The 15,345-nt window shown below is 68.6% G+C and carries 12 protein-coding genes; 3 read left to right on the plus strand and 9 right to left on the minus strand.

The window, feature by feature from the left end; translation table 11 throughout:
• The first annotated feature begins 25 nt into the window (after positions 1-25).
• The 3 genes from DCE93_RS13055 (at position 26) to hutI (ending at position 4,088) form a co-directional block, all read left to right on the plus strand.
• Positions 26-934: an ABC transporter substrate-binding protein gene (locus DCE93_RS13055; RefSeq protein WP_108596258.1), complete on the plus strand. Its 909-nt coding sequence runs from the start codon at positions 26-28 to the stop codon at positions 932-934.
• Positions 935-1,098: 164 nt separating this feature from the next.
• The gene (gene hutU / locus DCE93_RS13060) at positions 1,099-2,754 is read left to right on the plus strand and encodes a urocanate hydratase (RefSeq protein ID WP_108596259.1); all 1,656 of its coding nucleotides are present in this window, start codon (positions 1,099-1,101) and stop codon (positions 2,752-2,754) included.
• Positions 2,755-2,879: 125 nt separating this feature from the next.
• Positions 2,880-4,088: an imidazolonepropionase gene (gene hutI / locus DCE93_RS13065; protein WP_108596260.1), complete on the plus strand. Its 1,209-nt coding sequence runs from the start codon at positions 2,880-2,882 to the stop codon at positions 4,086-4,088.
• Between the two features lie 44 nt (positions 4,089-4,132).
• On the opposite strand, the gene DCE93_RS13070 is transcribed toward hutI, so the two are convergent.
• The 9 genes from DCE93_RS13070 to DCE93_RS13110 form a co-directional block, all read right to left on the minus strand.
• The gene (locus DCE93_RS13070; RefSeq protein ID WP_235825156.1) at positions 4,133-4,390 is read right to left on the minus strand and encodes a DUF6510 family protein; all 258 of its coding nucleotides are present in this window, start codon (positions 4,388-4,390) and stop codon (positions 4,133-4,135) included.
• Entirely contained in the window at positions 4,390-5,193 is an 804-nt protein-coding gene (locus DCE93_RS13075; protein WP_108596261.1) for a ferredoxin reductase, read from the minus strand. The genes DCE93_RS13070 and DCE93_RS13075 overlap by 1 nt, the downstream gene beginning before the upstream one ends.
• The gene (locus DCE93_RS13080; protein ID WP_108596262.1) at positions 5,190-5,780 is read right to left on the minus strand and encodes a sulfite oxidase-like oxidoreductase; all 591 of its coding nucleotides are present in this window, start codon (positions 5,778-5,780) and stop codon (positions 5,190-5,192) included. The genes DCE93_RS13075 and DCE93_RS13080 overlap by 4 nt, the downstream gene beginning before the upstream one ends.
• 258 nt (positions 5,781-6,038) lie before the next feature.
• Positions 6,039-9,020, minus strand: coding sequence for a discoidin domain-containing protein (locus DCE93_RS13085; protein WP_146185009.1), 2,982 nt, complete (start codon positions 9,018-9,020; stop codon positions 6,039-6,041).
• A 4-nt stretch (positions 9,021-9,024) separates the two neighbouring features.
• Complete coding sequence (locus tag DCE93_RS13090) at positions 9,025-10,095, minus strand: glycoside hydrolase family protein (RefSeq protein WP_108596264.1); 1,071 nt, start codon at positions 10,093-10,095, stop codon at positions 9,025-9,027.
• On the minus strand, positions 10,092-10,946 hold the full coding sequence (locus DCE93_RS13095; protein WP_108596265.1) for a carbohydrate ABC transporter permease: 855 nt from the start codon (positions 10,944-10,946) through the stop codon (positions 10,092-10,094). Before DCE93_RS13095 ends, DCE93_RS13090 begins: the two co-directional genes overlap by 4 nt.
• Entirely contained in the window at positions 10,943-11,890 is a 948-nt protein-coding gene (locus DCE93_RS13100; protein WP_108596266.1) for a carbohydrate ABC transporter permease, read from the minus strand. The genes DCE93_RS13095 and DCE93_RS13100 overlap by 4 nt, the downstream gene beginning before the upstream one ends.
• A gap of 69 nt (positions 11,891-11,959) precedes the next feature.
• On the minus strand, positions 11,960-14,509 hold the full coding sequence (locus tag DCE93_RS13105; RefSeq protein WP_108596267.1) for an extracellular solute-binding protein: 2,550 nt from the start codon (positions 14,507-14,509) through the stop codon (positions 11,960-11,962).
• A 277-nt stretch (positions 14,510-14,786) separates the two neighbouring features.
• On the minus strand, positions 14,787-15,314 hold the full coding sequence (locus DCE93_RS13110) for a SixA phosphatase family protein (RefSeq protein WP_108596268.1): 528 nt from the start codon (positions 15,312-15,314) through the stop codon (positions 14,787-14,789).
• Positions 15,315-15,345 lie beyond the last annotated feature (31 nt).

Below are 15,345 nucleotides of genomic sequence, written 5' to 3' on the forward strand. Positions count from 1 at the left end.
CCTTCCACCCAGGAGAGTCATCATCATGAAGAAGGCATTGGCCATCACGGCCCTCGCGGCCGCGGCCGCGCTCACCCTGTCCGGCTGCGCCGGCGACCCGCTCTCGGCCGGCGGCGACTCCGGCGACTCCTCGAGCTCGCAGGTCATCATCGGCTCGGCGGACTTCACCGAGAGCCAGCTCATCGCGAGCATCTACTCGCAGGCGCTGCAAGCCGCCGGCGTCGACGTCAAGGAGCAGTTCAACATCGGCAGCCGCGAGGTCTACATTGCCGCGCTGCAGGACGGCTCGGTCGACCTCCTCCCCGAGTACTCCGGCGCGCTGCTGAAGTACCTCGACCCCGAGTCGACCGCGAGCGCCTCCGACGAGGTGCTCGTCGAACTCGAGGAGAAGCTGCCCGAGGGCGTTTCGATGCTCGAGGCGTCCGAGGCGCAAGACAAGGACATCCTCGCGGTCACCCAGGAGACCGCCGACAAGTACTCGCTGACCAAGATCTCCGACCTCGTGCCGGTTGCCGGCGAGCTCTCGCTCGGCGGACCGCCCGAGTGGAAGACGCGCGTCAACGGCGTGCTCGGCCTCGAAGAGGTCTACGGCCTGCAATTCAAGGAGTTCGTGAGCCTCGACGCCGGCGGACCCCTCACCATGACGGCCCTGACGACCGGTCAGGTCCAGGTCGGCGACATCTTCAGCACCGACCCGGGGCTGACCGAGAACGACCTCGTGGCGCTCGAAGACGACAAGTCGCTCTTCGCCGCCGAGAACGTCGTGCCGATCATCACCTCGTCGAAGTCGAACTCGACGATCGAGGAGACGCTGAACGCGGTCTCCGCCAAGCTCACCACCGAAGACCTCATCGCCATGAACGGTGAGGCCGCGACCGGGACGAACCCGGCCGACATCGCAAAGAAGTGGCTCGCCGACAACGGATTGAGCTGAGCCATCACCGTGCCGGGCCGACTGTCTGGAATCCCGGACAAGCCTCGCGCGAGCCGCGTTGTTCCGCGGCCCGGCACGGTGTGCAATTCACTCGAGGGGATTTCTGCGTGAAGCACGCGCCGACATCCGCATCTCACAACACTGCACCGACAAGGAGCGACAGCATGTCCGAATCCCGTACCGTCCGCGCCGCGCGCGGCTCTCAGCTCACTGCGAAGAGCTGGCAGACCGAGGGGCCGTTGCGGATGCTCATGAACAACCTCGACCCCGAGGTGGCCGAGCACCCCGAAGACCTCGTCGTGTACGGCGGCACGGGCCGAGCAGCCCGTAGCTGGGAGGCGTACGACGCGATCGTGCGCACCCTCGAAGACCTCGAAGCCGATGAGACCCTGCTCGTGCAGTCGGGCAAGCCCGTCGGCGTGTTCCGCACCCACGAGTGGGCACCCCGCGTGCTCATCGCGAACTCGAACCTCGTCGGCGACTGGGCGACGTGGCCCGAGTTCCGCCGGCTCGAGGCACTCGGCCTCACCATGTACGGCCAGATGACGGCCGGCTCGTGGATCTACATCGGCAGCCAGGGCATCCTGCAGGGCACCTACGAGACCTTCGGGGCGGTCGCCGACAAGCGCTTCGGCGGCACGCTCGCCGGCACGCTCACCCTCACCGGCGGCGCAGGCGGCATGGGCGGCGCCCAGCCGCTGGCCGTCACCATGAACGAGGGAGCGGTGCTCATCGTCGACGTCGACGCGACCCGCCTGCAGCGCCGCGTCGACCACGGCTACCTCGATGAGATGACCGACGACCTCGACGACGCGATCGCCCGGGTGCTCGCCGCGAAGACCGAACGCCGCGCCCTCTCGGTCGGCCTCGTCGGCAACGCCGCCACGGTGTTCGCCGAGCTGCTCGAGCGCAAGGTGCCGATCGACATCGTCACCGACCAGACCAGCGCGCACGACCCGCTCTACTACCTGCCCGAAGGCGTCACCGTCGAGGAATGGCACGCGTACGCCGAGGCGAAGCCCGAGGAGTTCACCGAGCGCGCCCGCGCCGCGATGGCCAAGCAGGTCAAGGCGATGGTCGAGTTCCAGGATGCCGGAGCCGAGGTGTTCGACTACGGCAACTCGATCCGCCGCGAGGCGGAGCTCGGCGGCTACGACCGCGCATTCGCGTTCCCTGGCTTCGTCCCCGCCTACATCCGGCCGCTCTTCGCCGAGGGCAAGGGCCCGTTCCGCTGGGCGGCGCTCTCGGGCGACCCGGCCGACATCGCGGCGACCGACAAGGCGATCCTCGAGCTGTTCCCCGAAGACGAGCACCTGCGCCGCTGGATCATCCAGGCCGGCGAGAAGGTGCACTTCGAGGGCCTGCCCGCGCGCATCTGCTGGCTCGGCTACAAGGAACGGCACCTCGCGGGCCTGAAGTTCAACGAGATGGTCGCCTCGGGCGAGCTCTCGGCGCCCGTCGCCATCGGGCGCGACCACCTCGACTCGGGCTCCGTCGCCTCCCCGTACCGCGAGACCGAGTCGATGGCCGACGGTTCCGACGCCATCGCCGACTGGCCGCTGCTCAACGCCCTGCTCAACACGGCGTCGGGCGCCACGTGGGTCTCGATCCACCACGGCGGCGGTGTCGGCATCGGCCGCTCCATCCACGCGGGCCAGGTCGTCGTCGCCGACGGCACCCCGCTCGCCGCCGAGAAGATCGAGCGGGTGCTCGTGAACGACCCCGGCACCGGCGTCATGCGCCACGTCGACGCGGGATACGACCGCGCCGTCGAGGTCGCCCGCGAGCGCGGCCTCCGCGTGCCGATGCTCGAGGGCTGACGGCCGCTGCCCGACACCTCGCGCCGAGCGTGCAGTTCTCGCCCTCTCAACGGCGAGGACTGCACGCTCGCGAGTGCGTTCCATCCGACTCCCGCCGCAACGTCTCACCGATCCCGGAGCAGGCCATGAGCATCCTCATCACGAACATCGGCGAACTCGTCACGAACGACCCGGCACCGGGCCGCGACGGCGGGTCGCTCGGCATCATCCGCGACGCCGCCGTGCTCGTCGACGACGGCCTCGTGAGCTGGGTCGGCAGCGGCGGGGATGCCGCGGCGCACGCCGAGGCATCCGGCACCGAGCTCGTGGACGCCGGCGGCCGGGCGCTCATCCCCGGCTTCGTCGACACCCACACCCACCTCGTCTTCGGCGGCGACCGCGCCGAGGAGTTCGCCGCGCGCATGGCCGGACGGCCGTACGAGGCGGGCGGCATCCGCTCCACGGTCGCGGCGACGCGAGCGGCCGGCGACGACGAGCTTCGGGCACGCCTCGCGGGCTTCGTCGCCGAGCTGCACGCCCAGGGCACGACGACGTTCGAGATCAAGTCGGGGTACGGCCTGTCGGTTCGCGACGAGGAGCGCCTCGTGCGCCTCGCACGCGAGGTGACCGACGAGGTCACGTTCCTCGGCGCCCACGTCGTGCCGTTCGAGTACCGCGAAGACCCCGCGCTCGGCGACGGCGCCGCCGACGCCTATGTCGACCTCGTGGTCGGCGAGATGCTCACCGCCTGCGCCCCGCACGCCCGCTGGATCGACGCGTTCTGCGAGCGCGGCGCCTTCACGCCCGAGCAGTCGCGCCGCGTGCTCGAAGCCGGCGCTGCCGCCGGGCTCGGGGTGCGGGTGCACGGCAACCAGCTCGGCGAAGGCGGCGGCGTGCGCCTCGCGGTCGAGCTCGGGGCCGCCTCGGTCGACCACTGCACCTACCTGAGCGATGCGGATGTCGCGGCGCTCGCCGCCGGCGACACGGTCGCGACCCTGCTGCCCGGCGTCGAGTTCTCGACCCGACAGCCCTACCCCGACGCCCGACGGCTCCTCGCCGCCGGCGTCACCGTGGCACTCGCGAGCGACTGCAACCCCGGGTCGAGCTTCACGAGCTCGATGCCGTTCTGCATCGCCGTCGCGGTGCGCGACATGGGCATGACCCCGGCCGAGGCGCTGTGGGCGTCGACGGCCGGTGGCGCGGCAGCGCTCAGGCGCACGGATGTCGGCGCGATCCGCCCCGGCGCACGAGCCGACCTCGTGCTGCTCGACGCCCCGAGCCACGTGCACCTCGCCTACCGCCCCGGCGTGCCGCTCGTCGCGCGCACGTGGAAGGACGGCGCGCTCGTCGCCTGAGCGCGAGGCCGCGGCATCCGCTCCGCTCGGCTCGTCGACCGGCCTCAGCCGCGACGCACCTCGATCGCGCTGACGCCGCTGAGGCTGATCCACGCCCGGTCGCCGGTCTCGACGAGCGTCGCGAGCACGTGGTCGCATGTGCTGCAGCGCACGACCGTGCCGGCGCCGCTGCGGTAGACCATCGCACGGGCGAGCTCGCCGACCGAACCGCAGCCGTTGCACCGCGCCGTCGCGGTCGTGACGTCGAAGCTGAAGAAGTCGGCGAACGGGCCGGCGAGCGCGTTGCCGTCGACATGCTGCATCAGGTTCCTCCGTATCGCTCGGTGCGGATCGATCGCGGATCGTGCCCGAGTTCGACGAGCCAGTCGGCGACGCGCTCGACGAAGCCGGTCGACCCGCAGACGTAGACGCGCGGCTGCTCGGCGGCCGGGAACACCGCCGCCTCGAGCGTCTCGCGCGTGATGCGCGCAGCCGGCGCCCGCCACCCCTCTGGGGCACGCCGCGTGTAGACGAGGTCGAGCCGGAACGGTGCGGATGCGCCGACGAGCCGCTGCAGTTCGCCGGCGAAGTACACGTCGTCCGGTGTGCGCGCCGAGTACAGCAGCCGGAATGGCACCGGGTCGTCGGCATCGCCGTGCGCCTGCGCCATCGCGAAGAGCGGCACCACCCCGGATCCGCCGGCGATGAGCTGCACGGGGCGGGCGTCGCCGGTCTCGGCGACGGGCGCCCAGACGAAGAACGCGCCGAGCGGCCCGTGCACCTCGAGCATGTCGCCGGCCCGAACCTCGTCGACGAGGTACGGCGAGACCTCGCCGTCGGGCAGCTTGTCGACGGCGAGCGTGACGCGGGTGCCCGGCCCAGACGAGGCGATCGAGTACGAGCGGGTCGCCGTGTATCCGTCGGGCGCGGTGAGCCGCACGTCGAGATGCTGCCCGGCCGCGTTGCCGGGCCATCCGTCGACCTCGAGCTCGAGGCGGGAGGCATTCGGGGTCTCGCGCCGCGCCGCCGCGACGGTGGCGACGTGCCAGCCCGAGCGCGGGACCGCTCGGAGGGCGGCGCTTGCGGCCGGCGTCGCGGTCGCACCCGGAGTCGAGACCTCGCTCACCAGTAGCGCTCCTCCTTCCACGGGTCGCCGTGCAGGTGGTAGCCGTTCTGCTCCCAGAAGCCTGGCTCGTCCTGGTCCATCATCACGAGGCCGCGCACCCACTTCGCGCTCTTCCAGAAGTAGAGGTGCGGCACGAGCAGTCGCGCCGGCCCGCCGTGCTCGGGCTCGAGTGCTTGGCCGTCGAACTCGAATGCCACCCAGGCCTTGCCGTCGAGCAACTCGTCGAGCGGCACGTTGGTGGTGTATCCGCCGTAGCTGTGCGCCATGACGTACTCCTGCTCGGTCTCGACCTGCTCGAAGAGCGTGTCGAGCGAGACGCCGCGCCAGCTCGTGCCGAGCTTCGACCAGTGCGTGACGCAATGGATGTCGGTGTCGACCTCGTCGATCTGCAGCGCAAGGAACTCGTCCCAGTTCCAGCGGTGCACGGCCGACTCCGTGCGGATCGTGAACTCCCATTCGGCGGTGTCGACCTCGGGCGTCGGTCCCGCCGACAGCACCGGAAAATCGTGCACGAGGGTCTGGCCGGGTGGAAGCCGGTCGTCGCGCTCACGACTCCGCCCGCTGAATCCCCTGGTGATGAACGACATGGCGCACCCCTCCCGTTGGCATCGACACTAGCGAGGCACGGGCCCGCTGTCACCGGAGATTCCTGCTCGTCGGACCAGGCGGCACCGAAGTGGCGGCGCGAGGCGGAGTCGAGAATACGACTCGAGGTGATCGAAGCTCGAGAGGCAGGCCCGAGGTTGCGCCTCGGACCTGCCTCCCCTGCAGCACGGCCGCCCTCCACCGGCCGCTGCGTTCCCCTGGCCTCGCCCGCTACCCATCGGTCGCGCCAGGGAAAGCGGTCAGCTCACGGATATCTCCCAGAGCGAGTAGCCGTACGACGTGCCGCGTGCGGTGCCGAGGACTCGCACGTGGCGGCCGGTCGCGTTCACCGCGACCACGTCGACGCCGCCGTCCCCGCCGATCACGGAGGCCGCGGTGCTCCACGTCGTTCCGTCATCGGAGACCTGCACCTGGTAGTCCCGTGCGTACGCCCCCTCCCACTCGAGGCGCACGGAGCTGAGCTGACGCGGCACTCCGAGGTCGACCGCGATCCACTGCGGATCGGAGCGAAGGCTCGACCAGCGGGTCGTGGCATTCCCGTCGACGGCATTCGAGGCGGGGAACGCGGCCGTCTCCTGGCTGGAGGCGGAGGCGGACTTGCCGTGAGCGAGGTTCGCCGGTGAGCCGTAGGCACTGAGCGAGAACAGCGAGTAGCCGTAGTTCGTGCCGCGCGCGGTGCCGAGGATCCGCAGGTGCCTCCCGACGACGTTCAGCGAGACCGTGTCGACCCCGCCGTTGCCGCCGTTGACGGTCTCCGCCGTCGTCCATGTGGTGCCGTCGCCCGAGACCTGCACCTGGTAGTCGCGCCCGTATGCGGCCTCCCACTCGAGACGCACCGAGCTGAGCTGGGTCTGCGCGCCGAGGTCCACCGCGATCCACTGCGGATCGGAGCGAAGGCTCGACCAGCGGGTCGTCGCGTTGCCGTCGACCGCGTTCGAGGCGGGGAAGGCCGCGGTCTCCTGGCTGGACGCGGTCACCGGGCGACCCTGTGCGAGGTCGGTGGCCCCGGTGCCGTACCCGTCGTGGAGGGTCGCGACCGCCGAGCTCGAAAGCGCCTCGTCGTAGAGCAGCACGTCGTCGAGTCGCCCACCGAACGAACGGTTGCCGCCGAGCGCACCCTGCGGGAGTGCGATGGTCTGGGCGATCTGCCCGACCTGCTGGCCGTCGACGTACAGCCGGGTCCCCTGGCTGTCGGCGACGAGCGCGATGTGCACCCATTCGTTCAGCGGCAAGGTGTAGTCGAAGGAGTAGTCGCCGACGCCGAACTTGGTGATGCCGAGCCTGGCGCCGGTGTTGTGCTGCTCGGCCTTGATCGCCCCGTTCCACGACCGCAGCAGCTGGGTGTCGGTGCTCGCGGTTTCGCGGTTGACCCACATCGCTGCCGTCCACGGAGGTGCGACGTCGGCGCCGCCGAGCGAGAACCGGCGGTTTGCGGCTGCCGTGAACCGGATCGCGGCGCCGTCGACGCCAGCCACGTCGCGAGTCGGCGCCGAACCGGTGTACGCGGTCCCGTGCAACTCGCCGATGCTGTCGGTGACGCCTGGATGGGTCATCGCTGTGGCGTAGTGGGTGTCACTCGACGGCGTAAAGGCCGTGTCGAAGTCGTATCGGTGGCTGGGCTGCCCGTCGTCGGTACGAGCATTCGACGGCGCGATTGTGCCGGGCGCGTCGCCGATCGCAGCCACCCGCTCGCGGAACTGAGCGAGGGTGTCGAGCGTCGGAGTGCTGTTCCAGGTGCGCTCGGCGAGCTCGGATCGGCGGGGCGCGAGCTCATCCATGAAGTAGCGGTCCTCGCCGTAGAACAGCTCGTCGGCCCACACCGCCAGCTGCTGACCGAGGTTGTGCCCACCTGGAGTCGCCGGGGTCCAGCTGTAGATGTTGCCCTTCGCCACATGGCGGCTGTCGCCGAACATGGCGGGGATCAGGAAGAACCGGGTGTAGCTGCCCGTGTTGTACGCCGTGTTGACCACGTCATAGCCGAGGGATCGCAGGTTGTCGGCGTTCGCGAGCGATCCGAAGTTCACGAGGATGATGTCGGTGTCGGGCAGCACATTCGACCCGTTGGCCCACATCATCGCGCGCTTGCCGTTCTCCGCGAGCGCATCGGCCTGCTGGTTCGCGAAGCGTTCTTGCAGCTGTTCGAAGGTGTCGATGGCCGGGTCGCTCGCGATCGCGGCCTCGACGTAGTCGCAGCTCGCGAGCTCGTGCGGCACCTCGTCGTTGCCGATGTGGAAGTAGGGGCCGTCGAACCACGCGGCGAATTCGCCGATGAGATCGACCGCCCACTGCCGCTTGCCGGCGTCTGTGTAGTCGAGGACCCAGTTGTACTGACTGCCGCACTGGCTGCGCAGCGATCGATCGGTGCCAGTGCCGAGGGCGACCGCCGTGGCGTGCGCGGGCAGGTCGATCTCGGGCACGAGCGTGACGTTGTGGTCGTTCGCGAAGCGTTCCAGGTCGTCGATCTGCGCCTGCGAGTAGCGCTCGGACGGGCTCGATGGGGCGATACCCGCATACGCCTCGCTGTACAGGCGAACGGCCTCCGACTCGTTGAAGTGGAGCTGGAGCACGTTGAGCTTCTGCCAGGACATGTCCCGGATGAGCGCCTTCAGGGTGTCGATCTCCCAGTAGCGCCGCCCGACGTCGACGCTGATGGCGCGGTAGCTGAGGCTCGGCTGGTCGACGATGACCCCGCGGGCGAACTCGTCGGCGCCGGTGTTCAGCCGCAGCAGTTGCAGGAGCGTCCGGGTGGCATTGAACAAGCCACTCGACGTCTGGGCCTCGACGGTAACGGTGTCGGCGGTCGTGACCCGGTAGCCGCTGTCCCCGAGCCCGGTGTCCGTCGCGAGGTCGAGCACGATATCGCCCGGAACCGGTGTCGCGCCGACCGTCACCGCGAGCGTAACACCGCCGACCTCCGCGAGGTCGGCGGCGAAGGAGTCTGCGACGTGCTGGACGCTCCGGTCGACCACGAGCGCGGGCCGCGGCGAGATCACGGAGACATCCGTCGCCTCACCGGCCGGGATGACGATCCGGCCGGACTGGTGCAGGGCGAAGCTGCCGCTGCCCGCGGTCCAGGACTGCACACGTGGGACGATGTCGAGCGGGTCGGCGGCGGCCGCGTGCGCGGTCGGAGCGCTCATCGGGAGCAGGGTTGCGGCGACGACGACGGCCCCGCCGACGATGGCGGCCAAGCCGCCGTGGATGTGTAGGTTCGGTGACACTGGTTCAACTCCTCATCGAATAGTTCAGCTGTTCATCCGGGTAGTCGGTGCGCTCTCTGATGACGCGGGCGACGGTGCTCCAGGCTGCATCGGACAGCCCTTCCGCGGGGAAGAGCACGAATCCATGACCGGTGTCGGCGAGTCGTCCGAGCTCGGGAACGAGGTCGTCGAAGTCGAAGGGGGAACCCCAATCAGCGGCGCCCGCGAAGTGCGGGTCCGCCGTCGTCTGCACCACCGGCACGACTGCTGGACCATCGGCGTGGAGCCGGACGTCGGCGAACATGCGAGATGCGAGACCGACGTCCTGATGGATGATGGAGTGGTAGGCCATCGGCAGCAGCGCGTCGACGTACGGTGCGAGTTGCGCGGCCGATTGGCCGACCGCGGCGGAACGCTCGAACTCTTCTTGCGGCACCAGGAATGCGCCGACCCAGGCGTCGGGCCGTACCGCTCGGATCGAGCCGCTCACCCGCTGCACGACGTCCGTGATCGTCTTCGTGCGGAAGGCTCGCCATTCCTCTTCGAAGCTGCCGAGAATGACCTGGGCGGCGGCGGCCGGGTCGTTCCGTGGAAGGTCGAGGCCCGTCTCGGCGCAGAACAGGGCGACGGTCCGCTCATCGAACGAGTACTCCCCGAGACGCGGACCCGGCGTTCGAAGCTCGAGTTCCCAGTGCATCGGCCAGCGGATGAAATCCAGGCCGATTCCGTCGGCACCACTGCTCAACAGAAGCGCGACCGCTCGTGCGGCGAGCCCGTCGGCGATGCCGCCGTCGGTGGGGACGGCGCCCGTGTACCACTCGAGCCTCGGCCGTGACCGGCCCTCGGCACTGATCGGCTCGACCGTCGCCGACCGTTCCGAAACCTCGAGGTCGTCCTCGAAGAAGCACGCCATGGAGACGATCAGCTGCATTCCCCACGCGTGACACGCATCCGTCAGCCAGCGAGGCGGCTGACGGTGCTCGACGAACACGTGGCTGAGACCGTGCCGTGCTGCGGAGGCGACGAGCGATCGTGCGGTCGAAGGATCGTCGAGCGTCGAGACCTGCAGGAACACCCCGAACACTCGCTTCGTCATTTGACCCCCGACATCAGTTCCAGGCCGCGCATGTAAGGCCGCTCGAACACGATGAAGAACGCGAGCGGGGGCAGCACCGCGAGCGTCGCCGCTGCCATCCAGATGTTGTAGTCCGTCTGGAACGTGGAGCCGAGTCCGAGCAGCGACAGGCCGAGCGGGGCGGTGAACGTGGACTGCGATTCGGCGACGACGAGCGGCCAGAGGAACTGATTCCACGAGAGGAGGAACGTCATGACGCCGACGGTGGTGATGGCGGGCGCCGCCATCGGCACGATGATCCGCACGAAGATGCCCCACTCGCTGGCACCGTCGATGCGAGCCGCCTCGATGTACGAACTCGGGATGGCGAGCACGAATTGGCGAGAGAGGAAGATCGCCTGCCCGGTGAGCACGAAAGGGATGATGAGCGCCCAGAGGGTGTCGATCATGCCCAGCTGCCGGATCACGAGGTAGAGCGGAATCAGCACGGCCGAGAACGGCAGGAGGGTCGAGCCGAGCAGCGTCCACATGAGCCCGTCGCGACCGCGGAAACGGAACTTCGCGAACCCGTATCCGACCATGAGCGAGAGCGCGATCGACGCGAGCGCGGTGAGCGCGGCGACGAGGGTGCTGTTCCAGAGGAAGGTGATGAACGACTCACCGGCGAATCGCGGCTCGAACAGCGCTTCGACGAAGTTCTCGGGATGCCACTCACGAGGAATCCACTGGATCGGCACGGTGAGCACCTGGTCTGCGGACTTGAAGGCCGCCGAGACCATCCACACGATGGGGAAGAGGCTGACCGCGGCCCACACGAGGAGGACGGCGTACGAGGCGACGAGCGATGCACGCACGCGGCGGGTTCGGGTCATGATTCGTAGCTCTCCTTGAGCATGCGCGATGCGACGAGGGCGAACGCGAGCGAGATGAGGAGGAACACGACCCCCGCGGCCGAGGCGTATCCACTGTTGCCGAACGAGAAGAAGTTCTCGTAGAGGAAGATCGGCAGGGTTCTGGTCTCACCGGCCGGACCACCGCCGGTGAGCATGAAGACCGGCTCGAACAATCCGAGCGTCGTCACGAACGCCGTCACCACGACGAAGACGGTGATGGGCTTCATCATCGGCCAGCGGATGCGCCAGAAGACTGCCCATGCGCTGGCGCCATCGAGCCGCGCCGCCTCGATGACGTCGTCGGGGATGCTCCGGATGCCGGCGAAGAAGAAGATCGTGTACAGACCGGTCTGCTTCCAGATGATGAAGATGCTCACTGCGATCGGAGCCAGCGTCCGATCGGAGACCCACGGAACGTTGATCAGTGCCTCAGCCCCGACGGACGCCGCGAGCGACGCGAGCACGCCCTGATTCGGCAGGAAGATGAGCTGGAAGACGAGACCGGTGGCCACCCAGTCGGTCACGACGGGCAAGATGATCGCCAGTCGCCAGAGCCGCCCACCGCGGATCGCCGGCTGCGCGAGCACGGCCGCGAGCCCCAGCGCGATCGCGAGGCTGACGACTGATGCGCCGACCGAGATCGTGAGCGACGCCGCCACCGAGCGGTGGAACAACGGGTCGCTCGCGAGAGCGAAGTAGTTGTCGAGTCCGATCCATTCGGGGTCGCTGCCAACCCTCCACGAGGTCATGGAGTACCCGATCGTCGCGATGAGGGGCAGCGCCCAGAAGACGACGAAGAAGGCGAGCGACGGTGAGATGAAGCTGAGCGCGATGCGAGCTTCTCCGTTGCGTGGCCGTTTGGGCGGCCGGGGGCGCTGGGTCGAGGGCGGTGCCGCGACGGGTGGTGCGATGGTGTCGATCACGTTGAGTCTCCGTGGTGGGCCCTGCCCGACCCGGCAGAAACTCGGGTCGGGCAGGGAATCGAGTGGGACTTAGCCGAGCCGCTCCAGCTCCGCCTGGAGCTGGTCGGCCGCTTCCTCGGCAGATGCACCGTCGTAGATGACGCGGTCGATCGCGCGCACGAGGGCGGCACCGGCTTCGTCATAGCTGTGCGGCACGGGGGTCACCTCGTAGTTGCTGAGGGCGTCGACCCACAGCTGCAGCCAGGGGCTCTCCTCGAGTGCGCTCTGGTAGGCGTCCGACTCCAGGAAGGCCAGACTCGGCTGCATGTATCCCAGTCGCTCGAACCAGTCGGCGGACTGCTCGGTCTCGCCCTTCTTCCCGAGCATGAAGGCCAGGAACTCCTGGCTCGCGGCCTTTCGCTCCTCCTCTGCGTTCGCATTGATGGACCAGCCCCACAGCCACGAGACGTTCTTGTAGGTGTCTGGGTTCTCGGGGTCGACGACGGGGTTCGGAGCAACCCCGAAGTCGAAGTCCTCGTTGTTCTGGATGGCCGACGAGGGGTACCAGGTGCCGGCACTCACCATGCCGGCACGACCCTGCGGGACGTCGGCGAACCAGTTGTTGAGGAAGTTCGGGTCGTACGCCTCGTACTTGTACGTGAAGTCGTGGATGAGCTGGAACGCCTCGACTGCGGCCTCGGTGTTGCCGGCGGGCGCACCGTCGACGAAGATGTCGTCCTGGCCGTACTGCCGCAGGAAGGTGTAATAGTTCTGCGCGTACCACTGCGGGGAACGGAAGTTCGCGAAGAACCCGAGCTGAAGCCCGATGCGTTCGAGCGCCCCGCCATTCTCGACGCGCAGCTTCTGGCCGATCTCGCCGATCTCCTTCCACGAGACCGGCTTGTCCTCGGGCAGCGGCTCGATGCCGGCATCCGCGAAGACCTCCTTGTTGTAGAAGAGGTTCAGCGTGTTGAACTCCGAGAAGAGGCCGAGGAGCTCACCATCGGAGACGAGCGCGTCTGTGCTCCCCGGCAGGTACGCGTCGATGAGTTCCTGGTCGTCCTCGTAGCCGAACGTCTCGGGGTCGATGGGCTCGAGATACCCGTTCTCGGCGAAGGTCTTGTAGTTCCAGTCGCCCATGTCCCATACGTCGGGACCGCCGCCGGACGAGAGTGCCGAAATGAGTTTCGCGTCGTACGACACAGCGCCCGCGAAGGGGATCGAGGTGAGCTTGATCTGGACCCCCTCGTGCTCCGCCTCGAACTCCGGGATCCACTTCTCGGTGAGGACCTGTTGCAGCGGCTCGAATTCGTGAGTCCAGACTTCGAGCGTGATGGTGTCATCTCCGCCCGCGCCGGTCGAGCAGCCGGCGGCGCCGAGCGCAAGCGCTGCCACCGCTGCCGCCGACACGTACTTCCGTACGATTGGTAGCCGTTCCATGGAATATCCTCCAATGTTCCGCTCCACGAGTGTGAGGCTCGTGTCGCCCAGTGCGTTTGATAGGTTCTCCGTCGTCCACGTGACGCCGAGGCGCTGGCGGAAGGCGTGAGTTGCGGCGCCGAGGATGACGCCGTCTGCGCCGAGCGTCGAGAACCGAACGACGGGAATGTCTCCCTGCCGTACGACCCGAGCGCGCAGCTCTTTGCGGGTAGCTTCGACGAGCGCGCTTCCGAGCGCGCGCACGGGTCCGTCGAGAACGAACTCCGGAATGCCGGACGTCGCACCGAGAATGTCGACGTAGGCGGCGATGTGGCGACTCGCATCCGCGATCCGCGAATTCAAGACGCGGACGGCCCCGTTTGTGACGCCGTTGTGGCGCAGGAAGAGGGTCTCGGGGTCGACCCCATCGAGGATCGCGTCGAGCGAGGCGACGGCGCTGAGGCAGCCGGCATGGCCCAATGGGCAGACGCGGTCGCCGCCGAGGACGATGAGATGACCGATGTCACCCCCCGACTGCGCAGGTTCGATCAGGTTGACGCCGCGGGCGAGCATCGCGACCGACAGCGTCTTGCCGAGGTGGATCGCGCCGATGCTCGGGCTGACAGCGCGGCTGAGCGTCGCTTCGAAGACCGCCGACGCCGCAGCGTCGCTCATGACTAACACGGGCGCTTCGACCTGCTCGCTGACCAGGGCTGCGATATCGAGTCCGTCCCAGCCGAGCTCGTGGGAGACGACTCGGCCGTCGCCCGAGACACCGCCCGGAACGGCGATCCCGACGGAGAGGACGTTCTCTGGCCGCCGCCGCCGAAGCGAGGCCACCGCCACCGCCACGACGTCGATGATCGGCGTCGTGCCGACCGAATACTCGGTGAACTCGTCGACGGTGCCGTCGAGGAGCACGCACGTGCAGGTGACCTGACGGGCGCGAACATCGATCGCGATGACGATGTGGTTCACCCGGTCCAGCTCGAGCCGGGTCGCCGGCTTCCCGCTGTCACCCGCGCGCGTGCCGGCCTCGGCGACGATACGCCGCTCGATGAGCTCGGCCACGATCGCAGAGACTGTCGCCCGGGTCAGGCCCGTCGATCGGGCGATATCAGCACGAGACGCCTGCGCATTCGCAGCCGCGATGTGCTGCAGAACGAGCTGCTCGTTCGTCACCCGAAGCGACTGCTTCGTGCCCTTGGTGCCCTGGTTCATGGGGTCCTTTCTTTGATTGTTTAGTAAACGAACAATCGATCCAGGAGTCAAGACCCAATATGTTCCAGCTCGATAACGGAACGATCTCGCTGCCCGGAGCGCCCCCACGGCCGACACCGTCGCCTCGATGTCACGGAACGGCCGGCCCCGTTCGGCTCGCGGGAATTACACCCGGATCAACAGAGAGATCATCGAAGGGCAGACGTGGTCGAGCTTCGCTGCGACGTGCTGTGCCGACGTCGCCGACGCGCCCCGGTGACGGTTCGTCGGCCCGCTGTCACCGGCCGTGCAGTGGCGAGCGATCGGGAGCGTCGAACGTCACGCTGACGGGCGGCGCTGCGCTGCGGCCGCCGTGCGTCGCGATGCGCACGTCTGACCAGGAGGCCACGTCGAATCGGAACACGGCGACCGCGGCCGTCGGCATCGCCTCGGCCTCGCGGAAGAGGCGCGCGGCCAAGTCGGTCATCTCGGGGTTGTGCCCCACGAACATCGCGCACGCGAGGCGGTCGTCGAGCGAGCGCACGACCCTGAGCAGCGTGTCGACGGATGCCGAGTACAGCCGCTCGTCGGCGATGACGCGCCGCTCCTCGGTTCCGAGCGCCGCGGCGACGAAGGCGGCGGTCGAGCGCGCACGCTCGGCGGTGCTCGTGACGATCACGTCGGGGCGGATGCCGCGCTCGCCCAGGCGGCGACCCATTCGCGGTGCCTCGCGCCGGCCGCGCTCGTTCAGCGGACGGTCGTGGTCGAGCAATCCCGGCGTGTCCCAGCTCGATTTCGCATGGCGCATGAGTACCAGTGTCTTCACGATGCGTCCTTCCCGTCGAGCCGGTCGTCGG

This window comes from Agromyces badenianii (assembly GCF_003070885.1).
Lineage (GTDB): Bacteria > Actinomycetota > Actinomycetes > Actinomycetales > Microbacteriaceae > Agromyces > Agromyces badenianii.